Source organism: Vibrio sp. SBT000027, assembly GCF_963894355.1.
Classification (GTDB): domain Bacteria; phylum Pseudomonadota; class Gammaproteobacteria; order Enterobacterales; family Vibrionaceae; genus Vibrio; species Vibrio splendidus.
In genome coordinates this window covers 239,000-261,355 of sequence record NZ_CAWQGD010000003.1, presented here as the reverse complement: position 1 = coordinate 261,355, position 22,356 = coordinate 239,000, and the positions used below count along the sequence as shown (strand labels likewise).

The window sequence follows — 22,356 nt, the reverse complement described above, 5'->3', positions numbered from 1 at the left end:
GAACTTTTAAATTTGATTGAATTACTCGTAAGTAATCAATCAGTCAGCTTTCCAAATTGTTAAAGAGCATAAAGCAAAAAGCTTTAATCAATAACTTACGTTATTAATTAAAGCTCTGGCTTTAACTAAATCTAAACCATCAATCTGTGTGGACACTCATCGTGACTATCTTCGTATAAGGAGGTGATCCAGCCCCAGGTTCCCCTAGGGCTACCTTGTTACGACTTCACCCCAGTCATGAACCACAAAGTGGTGAGCGTCCTCCCCGAAAGGTTAAACTACCCACTTCTTTTGCAGCCCACTCCCATGGTGTGACGGGCGGTGTGTACAAGGCCCGGGAACGTATTCACCGTGACATTCTGATTCACGATTACTAGCGATTCCGACTTCATGGAGTCGAGTTGCAGACTCCAATCCGGACTACGACGCACTTTTTGGGATTCGCTCACTATCGCTAGCTTGCTGCCCTCTGTATGCGCCATTGTAGCACGTGTGTAGCCCTACTCGTAAGGGCCATGATGACTTGACGTCGTCCCCACCTTCCTCCGGTTTATCACCGGCAGTCTCCCTGGAGTTCCCGACATTACTCGCTGGCAAACAAGGATAAGGGTTGCGCTCGTTGCGGGACTTAACCCAACATTTCACAACACGAGCTGACGACAGCCATGCAGCACCTGTCTCAGAGTTCCCGAAGGCACACCTGCGTCTCCGCTGGCTTCTCTGGATGTCAAGAGTAGGTAAGGTTCTTCGCGTTGCATCGAATTAAACCACATGCTCCACCGCTTGTGCGGGCCCCCGTCAATTCATTTGAGTTTTAATCTTGCGACCGTACTCCCCAGGCGGTCTACTTAACGCGTTAGCTCCGAAAGCCACGGCTCAAGGCCACAACCTCCAAGTAGACATCGTTTACGGCGTGGACTACCAGGGTATCTAATCCTGTTTGCTCCCCACGCTTTCGCATCTGAGTGTCAGTGTCTGTCCAGGGGGCCGCCTTCGCCACTGGTATTCCTTCAGATCTCTACGCATTTCACCGCTACACCTGAAATTCTACCCCCCTCTACAGCACTCTAGTTCACCAGTTTCAAATGCAGTTCCGAGGTTGAGCCCCGGGCTTTCACATCTGACTTAATGAACCACCTGCATGCGCTTTACGCCCAGTAATTCCGATTAACGCTCGCACCCTCCGTATTACCGCGGCTGCTGGCACGGAGTTAGCCGGTGCTTCTTCTGTTGCTAACGTCAAGAGATAACGCTATTAACGTTACCCCCTTCCTCACAACTGAAAGTACTTTACAACCCGAAGGCCTTCTTCATACACGCGGCATGGCTGCATCAGGCTTTCGCCCATTGTGCAATATTCCCCACTGCTGCCTCCCGTAGGAGTCTGGACCGTGTCTCAGTTCCAGTGTGGCTGATCATCCTCTCAGACCAGCTAGGGATCGTCGCCTTGGTGAGCCATTACCTCACCAACTAGCTAATCCCACCTAGGCATATCTTGACGCGAGAGGCCCGAAGGTCCCCCCCTTTGGCCCGTAGGCATTATGCGGTATTAGCCATCGTTTCCAATGGTTATCCCCCACATCAAGGCAATTTCCTAGGCATTACTCACCCGTCCGCCGCTCGACGCCCATTAACGCACCCGAAGGATTGTTAGTGTCGTTTCCGCTCGACTTGCATGTGTTAGGCCTGCCGCCAGCGTTCAATCTGAGCCATGATCAAACTCTTCAATTTAAGATTTTGTGACTCAACGAATACTGACTTCAAAACTATTCTTTATAAATAAAGAGTGTAATTTTAAAGCTATTACCATTCCAACAGAATGGTAATGAATTGACTGTGCCAAAATTAAGTAAACTTAATTTTGTATTGGTCACTCAGTTCATTGAAATCAAGTTTGTTACCGAAGTAACTGTTATTACGCTCTTTCGAAAAAGAACCAATAACGCTTTGATATTCATCAACGAGTGCCCACACAGATTGATAGGTTTAAATTGTTAAAGAGCTTCACTTGTTGAGCGTTCCTTTTGAGTAAGGAGCCTCTCGAAGTGGACGGTCATTCTAGCGTTTTAATTCTCAGTGTCAAACACTTATTGGGAATTAATTTCTACTTTTTAAAAGTAGAAGCGATTAAACGCTTTAAGCTAGTTGCCTTACCAACATTCTGCGCTGAAGCCTTGTGGCGTCTGCCGTGTCAGTGAGGCGGCATTATAGAGATGCAGCTCTTATTGGCAAGCATTAAATGCGTTTTTTATTGAAAAAAGAGGTTAAGCGAAGACATTTCAACCAAGGGCTTATTTATACCACTTTTAACCCAAGTTTCGAACAAATTACCCACAACACCCTGTGGATAACTACTCGCCATTATCAAAAAAGTAAGACAAACGAGCCCTAGGGTTTAGATATTCTCTAACTTGTTCCGGTAACTTACTTGGATGAACTGCATTGACAATTTTTATCTCTTTAGTAAAGAGGTCAATGATCGGGGCTTGGGTTCTTGGCACGCTAGGATCATAGATCAGTACATTCGGGTAAAGCATGTGTTTGGCATTAACTGAAATCACTATTCCAATTGATTCATTTGAAAGCTGCACGACAGTGCCCGGTGGGTAGACTCCCATAAACTTGACTAACAGACTCAAGTTATCCTGACTATATAGGTGTTTGCAGTTCTTATATAAATGAGAGAGTGCTAAGTAAGGGATCTTTTGCTGGGATTGCGCTTTACTGTGGCAAAGGTTATCAAATGCATTTGCTACCGCGACTATTTTTGCAAACTCATCTATACCATCTTCAGTTAAGCCTTCTGGATAACCTGAGCCGTCATTCATTTCGTGATGTTGACCAATAACTCTCTTCGCACTGTCAGGAAAACCTTCAATAGCCGTGACTATATCTACCCCATACTTAGTATGAAGTTTGAGATAATTCGCCTCTGGCACAGTCAAAGCTGCCTGCTTTCTTAGTATCGCTACGGGTATCTTTATTTTACCTATATCGTGAAACAACGCGGCAAATGAAAGGTCTTTCAACTGTTGCGTATTGTAGCCTTTTGCTTTACCAATCATTAACGCAACAACAGAGACATTTAATGTATGGAAGTAAATGTCTTCAAAGTCAGCTTTTGCATTCATGAGATGCAAGGTTACGTTATCGTCACTCACTAGCGTTTCAACAATATCATCAACAAGAGCTTTAACCTCCCCTACCGCATCTAATGGGCGATTACGGATTTTGGTCATCACAGAACGCATTCGGGCAAGCGAACGTTCGAACTCTTTCTCGCAATGACTTACCCTACGACGGTAAGAGCTTAGAGTTTCGATACGCTCATGCTTATCTTTCCACATTCTTTCCGCTTCAAGACTTACTTGTAAATCAGTATCAATGTCTTGTTCACTCACATGGTTAGCAGGTAAAGGTGATGTATCGCTTTGGTTCGGGTTTATATAGACGTGCTTAATCCCAAGATGTCGAATTACTTGTACTTGAGCGTCATCTTTGATTTTAAAGCTGTTAAGTAGAAATGGGTGTTCATTCCATTTTACTGGGAGTCGTACATGTAGACCGGGCTGAATGCGATCTACGGTAATCTTTATGCTGCCCATTTTTATATATAATATTGATCAATAATCTCTATTTATAATTCTAATAAAACCGAGCAGCAATTTCACTATCCAATTTCACAGGTTCAACTTAAAGAATCACAGTGCACCATCCAACGTATGCCGAACTTATCTTCCACTTTGCCAAACCGAGCTCCCCAAAACGTATCCGCTAAAGGTGTCATTATTCGCCCACCTTGCTTCAGATTTTCAAAGATTTGCTCTTGAGTCGCGGTATCCTCGGTAACAAGCGAGAGTGCAAGGTTGTTCCCTTCAAGCTCCTTGGCTTTAACACCATCGGACATCATCAGCTTCATCCCAAATGCTTCGAACTCAGCATGCATAATCCAATCAGGTTGAGCTCCCTCTATTACTTGTGGCGCGTCACTAAAAAGTTGTTTAGATAAAACTACACCGCCAAAACACTTATGGTAAAAATCCAACGCTTCATTACAACGGCCATCAAAAAACAAGTAAGGGGTTACTGTCAGCATATATCTCTCCTCTATTATTCCTTTAAACATAGACAATAGAAGAGAGAATGGTAGGTAACATCATGATTTAAGATGATTAATTTATTAAGGAATCGAATTGTGGAGGGAAACGGTGTGGTTTAGGAATGAAACAACAAGATCTGACTGATTAAAAAAGCGTTTCTTCCGTTAAAATAAAGGTCAGCTTTTCTGTTCTCCAGAGACAACAAAGCCCCGGCCATTTCTGATCAGGGCTTTATCTAAATATGGTACCGGTAGGCCGACTTGACTGGGCTTGCATCCAAGCCGACACGCTGGATTTTAAATTCACAAACGCCTAAAACGACGAAAGGTCGCTATAAAAGCGACCTTTCTATGTTTGGTACCGGTAGGCGGACTTGAACCGCCACGCCCGAAGGCAACGGATTTTGAATCCGTCGTGTATACCAATTTCACCATACCGGCATTATCTTAGGGCATTGCCCTTTCGATGTTTGGCATTATACGTATGCGAACTGATGTGGCAAGTATAAAAACTTGAATTCATGTGTGTTTGCCGATAATTTCGCCACTAAGTCATAAGCTGTGCGTCATGTCTCTTTTCACGCCAAGCCTTAGACTATATTCTGACGCCTAAATTTTTGAAGAAGTAATAACACCATGACATCAACAAACACAATGCCACCAGCAGGAGTAATGCGCCGATTTGGTGCCTTGTTCTATGACGCCCTTATCGTAATCGCTATTGAGATGCTGGCGGCTGGCGTCATTGTCGCTCTGCTGCATGCGCTCATGGCACTTGGCGTTTTTAACCATAGCGGTTATGCCGATGTTAGTGACTTCTTGAGCAACCATCCGATTTGGAGCCCTGCATATACCTTTTACTTAGTCGTAGTTTGGGTGTACTTCTTTGTGTTCTTTTGGACAAGAGCAGGTCAAACGCTAGGAATGCGAGCTTGGAAACTGCGCATTCAAAACAAAGATGGCTCCACTATTACGGTAACCCAAGCGCTTATTCGCTTAGGAACTTCAGGATTTGGATTAGCAAACTTATGTGTTCCATTCGATCCTCAGAAACGTGGCTTTCACGACATCTGGGCGAAGACCGAAGTTGTAGTGCTACCACAAGCACGATAACGCGATTAAACTTGCTACAGTCAAGATCAAAAAAGGAAGGCGTTATGCCTTCCTTTTTTCTATTTACAGTTTACGCCTCAAGAGCATTATGGCTATTCCGAGGAAGACCACGCTCGGGGCTAGCGCACCAAAGGCCGGTGGTATTTGATAAACCAAACTGACCGGACCAAAGAACTCACTGGATATATAGAAGGTAAAACCTGCAATAACCCCCGAAAGAATCCTAGCTCCCATAGTCACACTTCGTAATGGACCAAAGATAAACGACAATGCCATCAACATCATGACCGCTATCGAAATCGGCTGAGTTATCTTTCTCCATAAAGCGAGTTCATAGCGTGATGCATCTTGCTCCGAGGCTTTAAGGTAGGAAACATAATCGTACAACCCACTTAAAGACAGTTCTTCTGGTTTAACCGTTACGATCGCAAGCTTATCCGGAGCGAGTGATGTTTCCCAAGTATAAGTTGGTAAGCTTTCTTTAGTAATCTGAAGCTCATTTTCGAAAGACGTGATCTCTACATCGTTCATAGTCCAAACGTTGTTGCCAACGTAATCGACTTCTTTTGAGTATATAGCTGTTTTCAGAGCCTTGTTCTCATCAAAGCGCCACATATTCATACCATATAACTTCTGATCATCGATTTTGACAATGAAAATGAAGTCATTGGCATCACGTGCCCATACCCCACTTTGGGTAGAGATAATATTACCACCAGCAATCGATATAGTTCTTAAGTCACGAGCCATCTTCTGTGCTTGAGGCGCACCCCATTGACCAAGAAGAGTCACCACGATCATTAATGGAATTGCGGTTTTGAGTACCGATAGGCCAATATCTAACTTAGAGAAACCCGCCGCCTGCATCACCACCAGCTCAGAACTCGCAGCAAGCATACCCAGTCCAATCAATGCACCAAGTAATGCAGCCATTGGAAAGAACATTTCGATATCACGAGGGACACTCAATAGAACGAAATACAGTGCTTGTAGTAGATCATAGGTACCACGACCAACCTTTCTCAGCTGCTCTACGTACTTGATGATCCCAGAGAGACCAACAAACGTCACCAATACCAGTGACGTCGTTGCAATGATGGTTCTGCCTATATATAAATCGAGAATCTTAAACACGGCTTAAGCTAACCTTTTATTCTTGAATTTTTCTTTCAAACGCCTTACTGGCACGCTATCCATAAAGTTTGCACCAATTGCGACAAATAACAATAACGCATTAATTGGCCACATGCCGACTACCGCAGGGATACTCCCTTCTTCAATCGAAGATTTGGTTGCACTGATTGCTAAGAAATAGGTTAGATAAATTAGAATGGCTGGGCCAATTTTAGCGAAACGCCCCTGTCGAGGGTTCACCGCAGACAGTGGCACAACAAGCATGGTCAACAATGGAATACAAAGTACCAATGAAATTCGCCACTGTAATTCCGCTTTCGCACTGTTTTCTGGATTACCAATCAGTTCGAGTGTAGGAATGGCTTCCCAATCTCGACCTTTTTTCTCAACTTCACGCTGACCAATTAAACCTTCGTACTCTTCAAAGTGCGTCACCATATAATCGAGACGTGTCGGAACCCCTTCATGGCGAGTGCCGTCATACATAACGATGACCTGGCGACCATCGCTCAGTTCTTTGACATCACCCGACTTAGAGAACATCACACTAGGCAATACCGAGTCACGTGGGCGCATTTGAGCAACGAACACATTTTCTAACTTATTACCGTCGATATCATCAATGAAAACGACAGAAGAACCATCCGGCGTGCCTTCAAACTTACCTTTTGGCAGCAGATCAACACTGTTCTCTGCAGCCACTTCTTCATACATTTGCTCAACTTTGTCTTGCGACCAAGGAGATAACCAAAATGAGTTAAAAGCGGCAACTGATGCGGTTATCAAAGCCAAATAAAGCGCAGATTGGATAAGGAATTTATTACCAATACCCGTAGCGTTCATTACGACAATTTCACTTTCAGCGTAAAGACGGCCAAAAGTAAGCAAAATACCAATATAGATACTGAGTGGAAGCATCAATAAACCCATCGCTGGCATATTTAGGCCAACAATCGACAATATGAGGCTCGCAGGAATATCACCATCAGAGGCGTCCGCTAAAACACTGATGAATTTTTGGCTGAGAAACACGAGAAAGAGAACAAAAAAGATCGCAAATTGGCTCTTGATTGTCTCGCGGATCAAATATCTAACAATAATCACGCTCAAATTACCTATACAAAACTTGTTTTTTTGATTGAATCACTATAATTTCCCGTTGAACCTTTTATTTTTTTAAATTTTTAGCTAAGTGTTAGCGTTCTTCTTTAAGGTTAGTTCCATTATAGGATCCAACAAGTAAGAACCCATTATCTAACATTTAGTTCGATTTGTCTTCAGGATGTAGGAGTACGCATGGAGTTCAGTGTAAAAAGTGGCAGCCCAGAGAAACAGCGCAGCGCATGTATCGTTGTCGGTGTATTCGAACCGCGCCGCCTTTCTCCAGTAGCCGAGCAATTAGATAAGATTAGCGATGGCTACATTAGTTCACTGCTTCGTCGCGGTGATCTAGAGGGTAAACCTGGCCAGATGCTGCTACTGCATCAAGTACCTGGTGTACTTTCAGAACGTGTTCTACTGGTAGGCTGTGGTAAAGAACGTGAGCTAGGCGAGCGTCAATACAAAGAAATCATCCAAAAAACCATCAGCACACTAAACGAAACTGGTTCTATGGAAGCAGTATGTTTCCTTACAGAACTTCACGTTAAAGGTCGCGACACTTACTGGAAAGTTCGTCAAGCGGTAGAAGCGACTAAAGATGGTCTTTACACATTCGACCAATTTAAGAGCAACAAACCAGAGACTCGTCGTCCATTGCGTAAATTGGTATTCAACGTACCAACTCGTCGCGAGCTAAGCCTTGGCGAAAAAGCGATTTCTCATGGTCTTGCTATTGCTTCAGGTGTGAAAGCATCTAAAGATCTTGGCAACATGCCACCAAACATCGCAAACCCTGCTTACTTAGCTTCTCAAGCTCGTCGTTTAGCTGACGATTATGAGACAGTAAAGACTAAGATCATCGGTGAAGAAGAGATGGAAAAGCTTGGTATGACTTCATACTTAGCTGTAGGCCGTGGCTCTAAGAACGAATCTATGATGTCTATCATGGAATACAAAGGCGCTGCTGACCCAAATGCAAAACCTATCGTTCTAGTCGGTAAAGGTCTTACTTTCGATTCAGGCGGTATCTCGCTTAAGCCTGGTGAAGGCATGGATGAGATGAAGTACGACATGTGTGGTGCTGCATCTGTATTCGGCACAATGAAAGCACTGGCGAAACTTAACTTGCCAATCAACGTTGTAGGTATCCTTGCGGGCTGTGAAAACATGCCAGGTAGCAATGCTTACCGCCCAGGTGACATTCTAACAACCATGTCAGGCCAAACCGTTGAAGTATTAAATACTGATGCAGAAGGTCGCTTGGTTCTATGTGATGCCCTAACTTACGTTGAGCGCTTTGAACCAGATTGTGTTGTCGATGTTGCTACGCTAACTGGAGCATGTGTTATCGCTCTAGGTCACCACATCAGTGGCGTTCTATCTAACCACAACCCACTGTCTCACGAACTTGTTAACGCTTCAGAGCAAGCAAGTGATCGCGCATGGCGTCTACCTATGGCAGACGAATACCATGAGCAGCTGAACAGTCCGTTTGCTGATATGGCAAACATCGGTGGCCGCCCAGGCGGTACTATCACCGCAGGTTGCTTCCTGTCTAAATTCACTAAGAAGTACCACTGGGCTCACATCGACAGTGCAGGTACTGCGTGGAAGTCAGGTGCAGCGAAAGGCTCGACAGGTCGTCCTGTCTCAATGCTAGTCCAATTCTTATTGAACCGCAGCGGCCAAGAGACTGAAGAGCAATCTTCAAAATAATGAAAAGGGCCTAAGGGCCCTTTTTTAATAAGCGCTATTTGTTAGACCCTGTTAACCAAGTAATATTGATATCCACGATTTTCAGTTCAAGTTTCGAGTGTTAAGTATGCAGACTGCCACGTTTTACATTGTGCCTTCAGACAGCCCGCAAGCCAGCGAAGATGGTTTTGCTCACTATGTGCTGTTTCTTGTTCAGCACTTTGCTAAACAAGGCGCTAAACTTTATCTCAACTGCAATGACAAAGAACATGCCGAACGTATCGCTGAGGTTTTCTGGCAGGTCGAACCCAATGAATTTATTGCACATAACTTAGTTGGCGAAGGCCCAAAGTATTCAACCAACATCGAAATTGGCTATCAAGGCGTAAAACATAATTGGAATCGCCAACTGGTAATAAACCTGGCCGATAATAATACAACCTTTGCGAACGCCTTTGCTCAGGTGATAGACTTCGTTCCTTGCGAAGAAAAAGCTAAGCAACTCGCTCGAGAAAGGTATAAAATTTACCGTCAGGCTGGATATCAGCTACAAACTATCGAGATTCAACATCCATAGTCAAACCTCATAGTTAAAGCTATCTTTGGATTTAGATTCAAGAAGCTTCACTTATGAAGTTTGACCACGATTAACCATTCACAGTATCCGTTATAAGAGCACTATGGAAAAGACATACAACCCAACATCAATCGAACAAGCTCTGTATAAGACTTGGGAAGAGAAAGGCTACTTTAAGCCACACGGTGACACATCAAAAGAAGCTTACAGCATCATGATCCCGCCACCGAACGTCACTGGCAGCCTACACATGGGTCACGCGTTCCAAGATACGATCATGGATACGCTTATCCGTGCTCAACGTATGAAAGGCAAAAATACTCTTTGGCAAGTGGGTACTGACCACGCTGGTATCGCCACTCAAATGGTTGTTGAGCGTAAGATTGCCGCTGAAGAAGGCAAAACAAAACACGACTACGGCCGTGAAGCTTTCATCGACAAGATCTGGGAATGGAAAGGCGAATCAGGTGGCACGATCACTCAACAACTTCGTCGTCTTGGTGCTTCTTTAGATTGGGAGCGTGAGCGATTCACTATGGATGACGGCCTATCGGCTGCGACTCAAGAAGTGTTTGTTCGTCTATACGAAGAAGACCTAATCTACCGTGGTAAACGTCTAGTAAACTGGGATCCTAAACTGCACACTGCTATTTCTGATCTTGAAGTTGAAAACAAAGACAAAAAAGGTTTTATGTGGCACGTCCGCTACCCACTAGCGAACGGTGTAAAAACGGCGGATGGCAAAGACTACATCGTCGTTGCAACTACGCGCCCAGAAACCATGTTTGGCGATACTGGTGTTGCAGTAAACCCAGAAGATCTACGCTACAAAGATCTTATTGGTAAAGAAATCCTGCTTCCTATCGTTAATCGTCTTATCCCTATCGTAGGCGATGAGCACGCAGACATGGATAAAGGCACGGGTTGTGTAAAAATAACTCCAGCCCATGACTTTAACGATTACGAAGTGGGCAAGCGCCATAGCCTACCTATGATCAATATCCTAACGTTCAACGGTGATATCCGTGATGCGGCTGAAATATTCACGACTAACGGTGAAGAAAGCGATGTGTACTCAACAGAGCTTCCTGCTAAATACCAAGGTATGGAACGTTTTGCTGCTCGTCGTGCAACGGTTGCTGAATTTGAAGAGCTAGGCCTACTTGAAGAAATCAAAGATCACGATCTAACCGTTCCTTACGGTGACCGTGGTGGTGTGGTTATCGAACCAATGCTGACTGACCAATGGTACGTGCGTACAGCGCCTCTTGCTGCGCCTGCCGTTAAAGCCGTTGAAGATGGTGAGATCCAATTCGTACCTAAGCAATATGAAAACATGTACTTCGCGTGGATGCGTGACGTGCAAGACTGGTGTATCTCTCGTCAACTTTGGTGGGGCCACCGTATCCCAGCATGGTACGACAACGATGGTAAAGTTTACGTAGGTCGCACTGAAGAAGAAGTTCGTGAAAAGAACAACCTTTCACCGGTAATTGTTCTTAAGCAAGACAACGACGTTCTTGATACATGGTTCTCTTCTGCACTTTGGACGTTCGGCACACAAGGCTGGCCTGAAGATACTGAAGCAATGAAAACATTCCACCCATCAGAAGTACTAGTATCTGGTTTTGATATTATCTTCTTCTGGGTTGCTCGTATGATCATGATGACCATGCACTTCGTGAAAGATGAAGATGGCAAGGCTCAAGTACCTTTCAAAACAGTTTACATGACGGGTCTTATCCGTGATGAAAACGGCGACAAGATGTCTAAGTCGAAAGGTAACGTACTTGATCCAATCGATATGATTGACGGCATCGGCCTTGAAGAGCTAGTAGAGAAGCGTTGTGGCAACATGATGCAACCTAAACTGGCTGCTAAGATCGAAAAAGCTACGCGTAAAACTTTCGAAGATGGTATCGAACCGTACGGTACTGATGCACTGCGTTTCACTCTTGCTGCTATGGCTTCAACTGGCCGTGACATCAACTGGGACATGAAGCGTCTTGAAGGTTACCGTAACTTCTGTAACAAGCTATGGAACGCAAGCCGTTACGTACTGATGAATACAGAAGAGCACGATTGTGGCATGTCACTGTCTGTTGAAGACCGTGCAAACATGGAATTCTCTCTAGCAGACAAGTGGATTGAATCTCAGTTTGAAGTTGCAGCGAAAGAGTTTAACGCTCACCTAGACAACTACCGTCTAGACATGGCGGCCAACACGCTTTACGAATTCATCTGGAACCAATTCTGTGACTGGTACCTAGAGCTAACTAAACCTGTTCTTTGGAAGGGTACTGAAGCTCAACAGCAAGCGACTCGTTACACGCTTATCACGGTTCTAGAGAAGACTCTACGTCTTGCTCACCCTGTTCTTCCTTACATCACTGAATCTATCTGGCAAAGCGTTAAGCCGCTAGTAGACGGCGTTGAAGGCGAGACCATCATGACTCAAGCACTTCCTCAGTTTAATGAAGCTAACTTCAATGCTGAGATCGTTGACGACATCGAATGGGTTAAAACTTTCATCACCGCTATCCGTAACCTACGTGCGGAATACGACATTGCCCCAAGCCAAGGCTTAGAAGTAATGATCAAAGTCGCTGATGAGAAAGATGCAGCACGTATCGAAGCAAATAAGATCGTTCTTACTTCTCTAGCTAAGCTAGACGATATTAAAGTTCTAGCCGACGGCGAAGCAACTCCGGCTTGTGCAACCAAACTGGTTGGCAAATCTGAGCTGATGATCCCAATGGCGGGTCTTATCGACAAAGATGCTGAACTTGCTCGTCTAGATAAAGAAGTAGCGAAGACTCACGGTGAGATTAAGCGTATCGAAGGTAAGCTAGGTAACGAAGGTTTTGTTGCTAAAGCACCTGAAGCGGTTATCGCGAAAGAGCGTGAAAAGCTTGAAGGCTACCAAGAAACTCTTGTTAAGCTTGAAGAGCAAAAAGCGACAATCGCAGCTTTATAATCCATGCGATAGTTTTTAAGTAAGAAAAAGGGCAGATAATAATCTGCCCTTTTTATTGTCTAAAATTCGGTGCTAATTGTTTGATTAATATAAATTACAATTAGATAACAATGATTTAGGCATTAACACTAACCTTTTTCACTAAACAACTAATGTACGTCCCTCAATGATTCAATCCGTTCACCTAATTCAGGATGAGAACTGAGCCATGTGGGTAGTTCAGCATGTCCATCAGAACTTTTTCCTAACAATTCAAACATCTCAATCATAGCTTGATTAGAACCATGCAGCTCGATCATCGAATAGGAAGCAAATGAATCAGCTTCTCGCTCTGCATCTTGTGATTGACCATTATTTGCAACAAACACGCCAAGACCAGTAAGGTTATCAATGATCCCAGAGCTTTCACCAGTCAAAGCCGCCACAGTTACTGATAACAAACTTGATCGAACCAATACCTTCATTACATGCTGGTGCTGAACATGTCCTAATTCATGTAACAAGATACTGTCTAGTTGCTCTTCCGTTGTAGTCAATCTAACGAGATCATCTAATACGATGATTGTCCCAGCACTCAGCGCAAAAGCATTGGCGCCAAGCTCTGAAGAACGAAAAACCAACTGTACATCGCCTTCAATACTCATTTTTTGCAGCTGCTTTTCAAAGCGCTGTCGAATGTGGCGCTGTCGTTCTTCCGACAGAGTGGAGCTCTCAAAGAACTGTTCATCTAAAGACTCTAAAACCTGATTTTCAACCAGCCTAGGCACCGAATCAGGTAGATAAGTGACTATTTGATGAGTTAACCACGGGATCCCATGAGTGAACATAGAAATAGTAAGTAACACGAGAACAACACTACTAACTAAGATAGCCGTGATGTTCTTCTCTAATTTACCTAAGAAATTATGTTTACCTCTGTCTCTCAAATAGGCGTCCAGCTCATCACTTTCCTCCGAGATAAATTGCCATCCATCTGGGAATTTGAGCTTTGTTGGAGCGGATCCAACGCCTCGCATAATTTCAACACGTTCAAAATATGCAGAAACAATAGAGCCATCCACACTCAGGAGTAGTTTATCAGGGTGAGAGATATCTAAAATGGCCTCGCAGCGTTCAGAACTACGAGGCGGGTGTGCAACACCAGAGATCATTTAGCCAATACCAAGATCAACATTAAACGCTTGAGCTATTTCATCAGAAATAGCCGATTCCACATCAGACGGTTGGTCGTTTGCTACTAGTAAATCTAAGTTACCTTGAACATACGTATTCTCCGACAAGTAGTTCATCGTTCTTACCATCACCCATGGTCTAGCTAACCCGAGGGTAATCACTTGAAGTAAGAAGTTAGTTAATACTAAAAACATGTAGCTTTTTATCGTTAATGTCGAAGCAAAACTTAACGTTGAATCGGCCTCATTTTCTTTTCCTTCAAGCACTAATTCAGAAAAGGTGTAATTTCTAATTTTTACTTGAATGTAAGCAGCAATCGCAATACTCATAACAATGAAAGCAAAGTAATAAGCAACCATCATTGAAGTCAAACTTCCGTTGTTAGCGATTTCGGATAACGACTCAGGGTTGCTGATCATGTTGAAGCCAACGGCACTGAAGAGAGCCAAGACGGCAACAATAGAGACAACCAGCCATGCAATCATACTGGTTAAGTATACTTTGAAATAAAAGCCATCTTGGTAAGATGCTTTAAACTGACGATCGCCATAGCGATAGCCATTAGAAAAATAATTGGCGATACCGGCAAGTAGCCAGGATTGTAAATAAACATAAGAAGGTATGGATATTAAAATGGCGATGCCACCAGCAATCATGTTCATTTGCATCGTAAATATTATTGCCATGATTGCCGTAAATACGCCGACACCCACAACAAGACCACGCCCAAGAATTGCCCAGTAGGCTCCGGAAACAGTACCATGGAAAGAGAAGTGAACATTTCGAAAGCTTGTCATTGCAGAATCAAAACGAGCATTACTGCGAGATAACAATGGTAACAATGCAAAAAATACCAGTAATAAAACCAATGCAACCTGAGGAGCAAATTGATTACTGATTCCCCAAGCGACTACACAAATCAACGCAATGATTCGCCCTTTCAATATTTGCATGGGCTTACCATGATATTCAAAGCTATCACTACCAATAAATGTATTCCCATAAAAGTAACGTTTATTTCGAACTTTCGCCCAAGCCGAATAAATACCGAGCGTGATCACTGATAGTAGAATGTTAACAATCCATATTCCAAAATACTCTTTCCCTTTTCCACTAAAGAGAACCTTAGTTTCCAACTCTTTGTTTTCCATTTTAACTCCATCTGACGTTCATCATTAAACCATGCGCATCTTGGTGCGCATTGAGAGATTGCACGCTATAGAAACACGCCGTGCTAATCAATAACCTGAATGGATAAATCAAAGGGAGTTATCATAGTTTTTGCAAATGATAACAAGGAGTTGAATAAGCCTTACTAAGATATTTATCACTATACAGTTACATTCAACCAGAGATTATTTTACCCCTAGAATCCTTTGATAGGTTTCATCTATCGAATTAATCCCTAAAACCCATTTTAACTAATGATAATAATTATCAATAATAGACCTATCGAAACAACACAACGATTGAGTAATTATCATGAAAAAGACACTAACCTTTGCCGCATTACATTTTACTATCGCATTTAGTGTCGCTTACGTACTCACAGGCGACATCTTAATTGGCAGCTTAATTGCCATGATTGAGCCCTCTGTGAATACTGTGGCCTTCTATTTTCATGAAAAGGCTTGGGCTCAAGTTCCAGCGCTTAAAGCTCGTCAGTGGATGACTAAATTAAAAACAGCAAGCTTCGCTACTATCCACTTTAGTGTTGCCTTTACCGTTGTCTACTTATTGACTGGCGATGCCTTTGTTGGTGGTGTGATGGCAACGTTAGAACCCGCTTTGAATACCGTGGCTTACTACTTCCATGAGAAAGTTTGGCTACGAAAAGCAGAAAGCCAAACAACACAGCCACAATTTTGTTTGCACCAACACGCTTAACCTAGAGAGTTTATTGTTGACATAGTTGCGGTACGCAATTAAATTGTAGTTGTACATCGCAACTATATTGAGAGGCAACATGACTTCAGCACAACTTAGAGAATTATCACGTCAGCTCGTTCGACAGCTTGGAATGCTCGACAAAGATTGTGGTGATATTGCCCTACCTCCGATTCAAGCGCATACGCTTATCGAACTAGAGCAGCAGCCATTAACCGTGAATCAATTAGCGGATAAGCTCAATATTGATAAGTCCAACGCCAGTAGAGCAGTCAATAATCTAGCGAAGAACTCGTTAATCCAAACCTCGCCACATCCCAGCGATAAGCGCAGTGTTGTTGCTTCAGTAACAGAGCAAGGGATAAACACTCTTGCCCAGCTTCACAGTCAACAGAATCAGTTTTATGACTCGGTACTTGAGCGTTTAACGGAAGCGGAAACTCAACAAGTTTCGGGGGGAATTAAGCACTACCTTAAAGCACTGCAACAAAGCCACGCTTCAAGCGGTGTGGTGGTTCGTCCCCTGCAACAGCAAGACAACACCGTAGTGGCCAATATAATTCGCCAAGTCTCTTATGAGAATGGGCTAACCGAAGATAAAGGTTATGGTGTGGCAGATCCCACCTTAGAAGACATGTTCAGTGTTTATAACAATGAAAGATCTCAGTATTGGGTGATTGAACTTGATGGAAAGGTTGTCGGTGGTGGTGGATTTGCACCATTGGCAGGTATGCCAGAGGTCTGTGAACTGCAAAAGATGTACTTCTTGCCAGAAACAAGAGGCAGAGGCTTAGCGAAGAGGTTGGTTAATATGTCGATGGAGAAAGCTAAGGAACTGGGTTATCAACATATGTATCTAGAAACGACCGAATGCCTTAATGCCGCCGTTAAACTTTACGAAAAATTGGGCTTTGAACACCTTGATTCAGCTTGGGGAGAAACAGGCCATGACGCTTGTGAGGTTGTCATGGCCAAAACGCTATAATGTGTTTTGAAATAGGGTTAGCGTCGGCAGTTCATCAGATGACAAGCAAGTGAGCGAATTGATTCCTTACGTAACGGGCTAATTGAATAACCGCTAACTACGCAAAAAATTACTGACGCAAGAAGCTGGATTCAAGGCGACAAAAGAGCTCTCTTCCTGCCCATCAAGTACCACTTCTAACGAGTATAAATGTTTAGGGTTAGGATTCTCAATATCAAAAATGATCGGTGCCTCAACCTGGAAAACAACACCCGTATGTTCTGCTCGCACATCTATCGGCATCACCAATGTCATACCATTAAACTTGATTGATGCCGATATTAGCCCCGGCTTTAGCGTTTGATAGATAACATCCACTTTGAACTCACAACCACCACCGTAATGCCAGATCTGCTCTGTCACAACTTGCTCAAGCTTGACGTGACGAACGAACTGCAGATATGGCGCTTGCCAGATTCCGATACGAGAATCCGATTTAGCGACAGCCGGTGAAGAGACTGACTCATCCATATCCTCTTCAAGCAACAGGCTCTCCTCTTCTTCAAGGAAAAGGACCTCAAAACGGTTGCGACCAGACTGCATGTAAGGTCGAATATCTTTACGATATTCGACTTGGCTGCCATCACAATCAAACACAGCCACACCATTGAGTCGAACTTCCGCAAAGTAATCAACACCTGCCATTACTAACTCAACAAACGGGCACGCCAACATCGCATCATCCACTTCGATGTCATGCATCAGGTGCCACTCTTGCTCTGCGATTTCACTTTCACTCAAGCTATCAGGAAGCTTTGAACTTAACGGAGCCGGAAAAGTAATGTCATCTTGTGGAATAGAGAGATCCGTTAGTGGCGATATTTGCCAAAGACCATCGAGAGGTAATCGCATAGCATTCCTTGAGCTAGATCAATTTTGACCGCATTATAATGAATGAATGCATATAAAGACATTTATTTTTCTGAGGATAAAAAAATGCCAGCTCAAGGCTGGCATTCTTTAAAACTGGGAAGAAATTACTCTTCGTCTTCATCATCTTCGTCAGGGTAGATAGCATCTTCACCTTCGTAGTAAGTGCCCCAACCGTCGTAGATAATGTCAAACTTCTCTGCAAGATTTACAAGCTTCTCAACTTGCTCATCAATCGCTTCTGCGTTCAGAGTACACTGCATCGTTGCATCACAACAAAGTAGCTTGTTGCCATCTTCGTCTTCTGTCTCTTCAGCTTCAAGCACTTCAAAGCCCATTTTGAATGCTTCAACAACGGCTTTCTCAAGTACTGCGAAATCTTCAGCAAAAAGGTGATGCTCGATATCGTATAGAGCTTCAGGATCGCTACCATCTTCGATTAGTGCTTCAATGATGTCGCGAGTCTCTCCTTTTTGAAATTCAATTAATTCCGCTACTGATAGATATTCATCTTCGTGAGACATGTGTCTGCTCCAGAGTGTTGACTATGAAAAGATCAAATTTGATTGCCACGAAATATGGCATGGATCGCCTAGAAAAGCCACCTAGATCAGGGATAGAAGAGTAAGTTTATCGCTAGATAACAGAGGGGATATCAATTAAAAAGTGAAATCAAAATCACAGAAACAAATTTTCAACATATTATTAACTATCGTGTGTTTTAGCATTTCATTTTTATTGCTACTTTTCGTCTTACTTCTCTAAAACTGAGTGGTTAGTCATATCAAATGCATACTGACGATCACTTCATTGGTGCATAAGATCTCATTTTAGAGTGGATAATTGCATAAATTTTGAATGAAAAATCATGTTCACCAAGCAAAATGGATTATCGAATTACTGAAATTTGAGCATAGAACCGCAAAAAGTTTGTTCTAGCATTGAGTCTTTCAATTGGATTTTAATATCACTAATTTTTAATTAATTAGCATTAAAATCCAATAATTGAGAAATAACACAACCTTTACGCAATTTTCAAAACTTGCATATTACGAACAAGCTTGTCATAAATAGACGCTGGATTAATAGTAAGGATGCAAAATGAGTAAGCTGTACGTTGGCTCCGAAGTCGGTCAATTAAGACGAGTTCTCCTAAATCGACCTGAAAGGGCACTCACCCACCTCACCCCTTCTAACTGTCATGAGTTACTCTTTGATGATGTACTTGCAGTAGAAGCCGCAGGTGAAGAACACGATGCCTTTGCGACGACACTTCGCAACCAAGACGTTGAAGTGTTATTACTGCATGACCTACTGGTTGAGACACTCGCTGTGGCTCAAGCTCGTGAGTGGCTACTGACTACTCAAATCTCTGATTTCCGTTACGGCCCTACATTCGCACGTGATTTAAGAGAATACCTTGCTCAAATGGACAACGAGCACTTAGCCACGATCCTACTGGGTGGTTTAGCCTACTCTGAACTTCCTATTAAATCTTCTTCAATGCTACCGAAGATGCACCGCCCGCTTGATTTCGTTATTGAGCCGCTACCCAACCATCTATTTACCCGCGATACTTCTTGTTGGGTTTATGGAGGTGTCTCTCTTAACCCGATGATGATGCCTGCCCGTCAACGAGAAACGAATCACTTGCGAGCAATTTACCGCTGGCACCCTGTATTCGCAGGCCAAGATTTCATTAAGCACTTCGGTGATGAAGATCTTCACTATGACAATGCGAATATTGAAGGTGGAGATGTTCTGGTTATCGGTAAAGGTGCAGTGCTTATCGGTATTTCAGAGCGTACTAAGCCACAAGGTGTTGAAAACCTAGCCGCTAGTTTATTCAAATCTGGTCAAGCTAAAGAAGTGATTGCGATTGATTTACCGAAGCACCGCTCTTGTATGCACCTTGATACAGTAATGACGCACATGGATATCGACACATTCTCAGTCTATCCAGAGATCGTTCGTAAAGACCTAGATACTTGGCGCTTAACGCCGAAAGAAAATGGCGAAATGCGAGTAGAGAAAGCTGAAAACTACCTAACAGCGATTGAAGGCGCACTGGACCTCGATCAACTGAAGATCATCACAACCGGTGGTGATAACTACGAAGCTGAACGTGAGCAGTGGAATGACGCTAACAACGTACTGACGGTGAAACCGGGTACGGTTATCGGCTATGAGCGTAATGTTTACACCAATGAAAAATACGACAAAGCAGGCATCGAAGTTCTGACGATTCCGGGCAATGAGCTAGGTCGTGGCCGAGGTGGCGCTCGCTGTATGAGTTGTCCTATCGAAAGAGACGGTATCTAAGCCACAAAACTCAATAAAGCAAACACACTAACTTATCTAGGCCAGTACCATTGTACTGGCCTTTTTTATTAAATTAATAAAATAAATATTCACAAATATAGCATCTTTATGTTTAACTGAGTTCTTCATTGATCCTATATACGCAAGGAGCGAGAGATGGCCTTTAATCTTCGCAATCGTAACTTTCTAAAACTTCTCGACTTTACTCCTAAAGAGATTCAGTTTTTACTCGACCTGTCTGCCGACCTTAAAAAAGCTAAGTATGCAGGTACAGAGCAGAAAAAGCTTAACGGTAAAAACATCGCTTTGATCTTTGAAAAAGCATCCACTCGAACTCGATGTGCTTTTGAGGTAGCTGCTTTTGATCAAGGTGCTCAAGTCTCTTATTTAGGCCCTTCTGGTTCTCAGATTGGTCAGAAAGAATCAATGAAAGATACGGCGCGTGTATTAGGTCGCATGTACGATGGCATTGAATACCGAGGGTTTGGCCAAAGCATTGTCGAAGACCTAGGCGCTTATGCCGGTGTACCGGTTTGGAATGGCTTAACCGATGAGTTCCACCCTACTCAGATCTTGGCTGATTTCCTCACTATGCTTGAGCATGGTCGTGGTAAACATCTACATCAAATCAGTTTTGCTTACCTAGGTGATGCACGTAACAACATGGGTAATTCTCTGTTAGTGGGTGCAGCTAAAATGGGTATGGATATTCGCCTTGTCGCGCCAAAAGCATTTTGGCCAGAAGAGCACCTTGTCGAAGAGTGCCAAGCTATCGCGCAAAGTACAGGTGCAAAAATCACGCTGACAGAAGACGTTGCCGAAGGTGTGAAAGGCTGTGATTTCCTTTATACCGATGTTTGGGTTTCTATGGGTGAAGCGCCAGAAGCTTGGGACGAACGTGTTGCTGTAATGACACCTTACCAAGTGAATATGGATGTCATTAAGCTCACAGGTAACCCTCAAGTGAAATTCATGCATTGCCTGCCCGCTTTCCACAACAATGAAACCGTGATCGGCCAGCAAGTTGCCGACAAATATGGAATGAACGGCTTAGAAGTCACTGACGAAGTCTTTGAATCGGATTACTCAATTGTATTTGATGAAGCAGAGAATCGCATGCATACCATCAAAGCGGTAATGGTTGCGACTCTGGGCCAATAGCGAATACTGAAAGTAAACAAAAGCTTGATGTAATCGCTTGCGCTCACAAATTGAAAGCGTATAATTCTCGGCAATTTGTCTGAGAGTAGTGAAAATGACGCCAAGCAATGTTGTGATAAAGCATAATGATATTGTGAAAACACATAATAAAATTGTGAAAACACCAAATATTGCTCGCAAGCTAGCATGCTTGCCAGGCCGTCTATTCTGCTTTTCAGCACTTTTTTAAAGCCTCCCATTATGGGGGGCTTTTTTATGGCCAATACATTATTGTGGGGAAGAAGATCATGGCGAATTCGCTCTATCAAAAGCACATCATCTCAATTCCAGAGCTTTCTCGTGAAGAGCTAGAATTAATTGTTCAAACGGCAGGTCAGCTAAAGGCTGAACCAAACCCAGAACTCATCAAGAACAAAGTTGTTGCCAGCTGCTTCTTCGAACCTTCAACGCGAACTCGTCTCTCTTTTGAAACGGCTATTCAACGCATCGGTGGTGATGTGATTGGTTTCGACAGTGGTGGTAACACCTCACTGGCGAAGAAAGGCGAAACGCTAGCAGACTCGGTACAGGTTATCTCTTCATACGTTGATGCTTACGTAATGCGTCATCCTCAAGAAGGTGCTGCGCGTCTGGCTTCTGAGTTTTCTAACGGTGTACCGGTTATTAACGCAGGTGACGGCGCAAACCAACACCCGACACAAACGCTATTAGACCTATTCTCTATCGCTGAGACACAAGGTCGCCTAGACAACCTCAACGTTGCATTCGTTGGTGACCTTAAGTACGGCCGTACGGTTCACTCGTTGACTCAAGCGCTAGCGAAGTTCGATAACATCTGTTTCTATTTCGTGGCACCTGAAGCACTGGCGATGCCAGACTACATTTGCGAAGAACTTGATGAAGCGGGTATCAAGTATCAACTGCTGACAGACATGGAAGATGTCATTCCAGAGCTTGATGTCTTGTACATGACTCGAGTTCAAAAAGAGCGCTTCGATGAATCGGAATACGCGCACATCAAATCAGCGTACATCCTGACTGCTCCGATGCTGGAAAATGCACGTGATAACCTAAAGGTTCTTCACCCTCTTCCTCGTGTTGATGAAATTACTGTCGATGTCGATAAAACACCTTACGCTTACTACTTCCAGCAAGCAGAGAACGGTGTTTACGCACGTGAAGCACTGCTAGCCCTTGTTCTTAACGAAACGCTGTAGAGGAGA

At 43.5% G+C, this 22,356-nt stretch carries 17 protein-coding genes, 1 tRNA gene and 1 rRNA gene; 9 read left to right on the top strand and 10 right to left on the bottom strand.

What is annotated here, in order from left to right:
* Positions 1-176: 176 nt before the first annotated feature.
* The 4 genes from AACU28_RS09795 to AACU28_RS09780 form a co-directional block, all read right to left on the bottom strand.
* Positions 177-1,731: ribosomal RNA gene (locus AACU28_RS09795) — 16S ribosomal RNA — on the bottom strand.
* A 620-nt stretch (positions 1,732-2,351) separates the two neighbouring features.
* Positions 2,352-3,605, bottom strand: a complete 1,254-nt coding sequence (locus AACU28_RS09790) for an HD-GYP domain-containing protein (RefSeq protein ID WP_102453395.1) — start codon at positions 3,603-3,605, stop codon at positions 2,352-2,354.
* Between the two features lie 83 nt (positions 3,606-3,688).
* The gene (locus tag AACU28_RS09785; RefSeq protein WP_004735357.1) at positions 3,689-4,096 is read right to left on the bottom strand and encodes a VOC family protein; all 408 of its coding nucleotides are present in this window, start codon (positions 4,094-4,096) and stop codon (positions 3,689-3,691) included.
* Between the two features lie 359 nt (positions 4,097-4,455).
* A tRNA-Leu gene (locus AACU28_RS09780) sits at positions 4,456-4,540 on the bottom strand.
* Positions 4,541-4,735: 195 nt separating this feature from the next.
* Here AACU28_RS09780 and AACU28_RS09775 point away from each other — a divergent pair.
* Positions 4,736-5,212, top strand: coding sequence for an RDD family protein (locus AACU28_RS09775; RefSeq protein WP_102441609.1), 477 nt, complete (start codon positions 4,736-4,738; stop codon positions 5,210-5,212).
* A gap of 63 nt (positions 5,213-5,275) precedes the next feature.
* On the opposite strand, the gene lptG is transcribed toward AACU28_RS09775, so the two are convergent.
* Positions 5,276-6,346, bottom strand: a complete 1,071-nt coding sequence (lptG, locus tag AACU28_RS09770) for an LPS export ABC transporter permease LptG (RefSeq protein ID WP_017078773.1) — start codon at positions 6,344-6,346, stop codon at positions 5,276-5,278.
* A gap of 3 nt (positions 6,347-6,349) precedes the next feature.
* Complete coding sequence (gene lptF / locus AACU28_RS09765) at positions 6,350-7,450, bottom strand: LPS export ABC transporter permease LptF (protein WP_004735336.1); 1,101 nt, start codon at positions 7,448-7,450, stop codon at positions 6,350-6,352.
* A gap of 192 nt (positions 7,451-7,642) precedes the next feature.
* Here lptF and pepA point away from each other — a divergent pair, with 192 nt between their 5' ends.
* From pepA to AACU28_RS09750, 3 genes are all read left to right on the top strand, one after another.
* Positions 7,643-9,163: a leucyl aminopeptidase gene (gene pepA / locus AACU28_RS09760; protein ID WP_004735335.1), complete on the top strand. Its 1,521-nt coding sequence runs from the start codon at positions 7,643-7,645 to the stop codon at positions 9,161-9,163.
* A 106-nt stretch (positions 9,164-9,269) separates the two neighbouring features.
* Entirely contained in the window at positions 9,270-9,719 is a 450-nt protein-coding gene (locus tag AACU28_RS09755; protein WP_121602850.1) for a DNA polymerase III subunit chi, read from the top strand.
* 103 nt (positions 9,720-9,822) lie between these two features.
* Positions 9,823-12,696, top strand: a complete 2,874-nt coding sequence (locus AACU28_RS09750) for a valine--tRNA ligase (protein WP_121602849.1) — start codon at positions 9,823-9,825, stop codon at positions 12,694-12,696.
* Between the two features lie 149 nt (positions 12,697-12,845).
* Here the strand turns inward: AACU28_RS09750 and AACU28_RS09745 are convergent, their stop codons facing one another.
* Together AACU28_RS09745 and AACU28_RS09740 are read right to left on the bottom strand one after the other, a co-directional pair.
* Positions 12,846-13,847 carry a M48 family metallopeptidase gene (locus tag AACU28_RS09745; protein ID WP_121602848.1) on the bottom strand — a complete coding sequence of 334 codons (1,002 nt, stop codon included), beginning with the start codon at positions 13,845-13,847 and terminating at the stop codon, positions 12,846-12,848.
* Complete coding sequence (locus AACU28_RS09740) at positions 13,848-15,020, bottom strand: YjgN family protein (protein WP_121602847.1); 1,173 nt, start codon at positions 15,018-15,020, stop codon at positions 13,848-13,850.
* 331 nt (positions 15,021-15,351) lie between these two features.
* Between AACU28_RS09740 and AACU28_RS09735 the strand changes: the two genes are divergently transcribed.
* Positions 15,352-15,756: a DUF2061 domain-containing protein gene (locus AACU28_RS09735; RefSeq protein ID WP_009847723.1), complete on the top strand. Its 405-nt coding sequence runs from the start codon at positions 15,352-15,354 to the stop codon at positions 15,754-15,756.
* Between the two features lie 79 nt (positions 15,757-15,835).
* Positions 15,836-16,741: a bifunctional helix-turn-helix transcriptional regulator/GNAT family N-acetyltransferase gene (locus AACU28_RS09730; RefSeq protein WP_081304115.1), complete on the top strand. Its 906-nt coding sequence runs from the start codon at positions 15,836-15,838 to the stop codon at positions 16,739-16,741.
* A 93-nt stretch (positions 16,742-16,834) separates the two neighbouring features.
* On the opposite strand, the gene AACU28_RS09725 is transcribed toward AACU28_RS09730, so the two are convergent.
* Entirely contained in the window at positions 16,835-17,632 is a 798-nt protein-coding gene (locus tag AACU28_RS09725) for a glycosyl hydrolase 2 galactose-binding domain-containing protein (RefSeq protein WP_086048685.1), read from the bottom strand.
* A gap of 125 nt (positions 17,633-17,757) precedes the next feature.
* Entirely contained in the window at positions 17,758-18,174 is a 417-nt protein-coding gene (rraB, locus tag AACU28_RS09720) for a ribonuclease E inhibitor RraB (protein WP_004735324.1), read from the bottom strand.
* A 577-nt stretch (positions 18,175-18,751) separates the two neighbouring features.
* Between rraB and arcA the strand changes: the two genes are divergently transcribed.
* The 3 genes from arcA to pyrB all read left to right on the top strand — a co-directional run bounded on the left by arcA (position 18,752) and on the right by pyrB (position 22,350).
* Positions 18,752-19,972 carry an arginine deiminase gene (gene arcA / locus AACU28_RS09715; RefSeq protein WP_004735323.1) on the top strand — a complete coding sequence of 407 codons (1,221 nt, stop codon included), beginning with the start codon at positions 18,752-18,754 and terminating at the stop codon, positions 19,970-19,972.
* A gap of 156 nt (positions 19,973-20,128) precedes the next feature.
* The gene (locus AACU28_RS09710) at positions 20,129-21,133 is read left to right on the top strand and encodes an ornithine carbamoyltransferase (RefSeq protein WP_004735322.1); all 1,005 of its coding nucleotides are present in this window, start codon (positions 20,129-20,131) and stop codon (positions 21,131-21,133) included.
* Positions 21,134-21,420: 287 nt separating this feature from the next.
* Positions 21,421-22,350, top strand: a complete 930-nt coding sequence (pyrB, locus tag AACU28_RS09705; protein WP_004735321.1) for an aspartate carbamoyltransferase — start codon at positions 21,421-21,423, stop codon at positions 22,348-22,350.
* Positions 22,351-22,356: the final 6 nt, after the last annotated feature.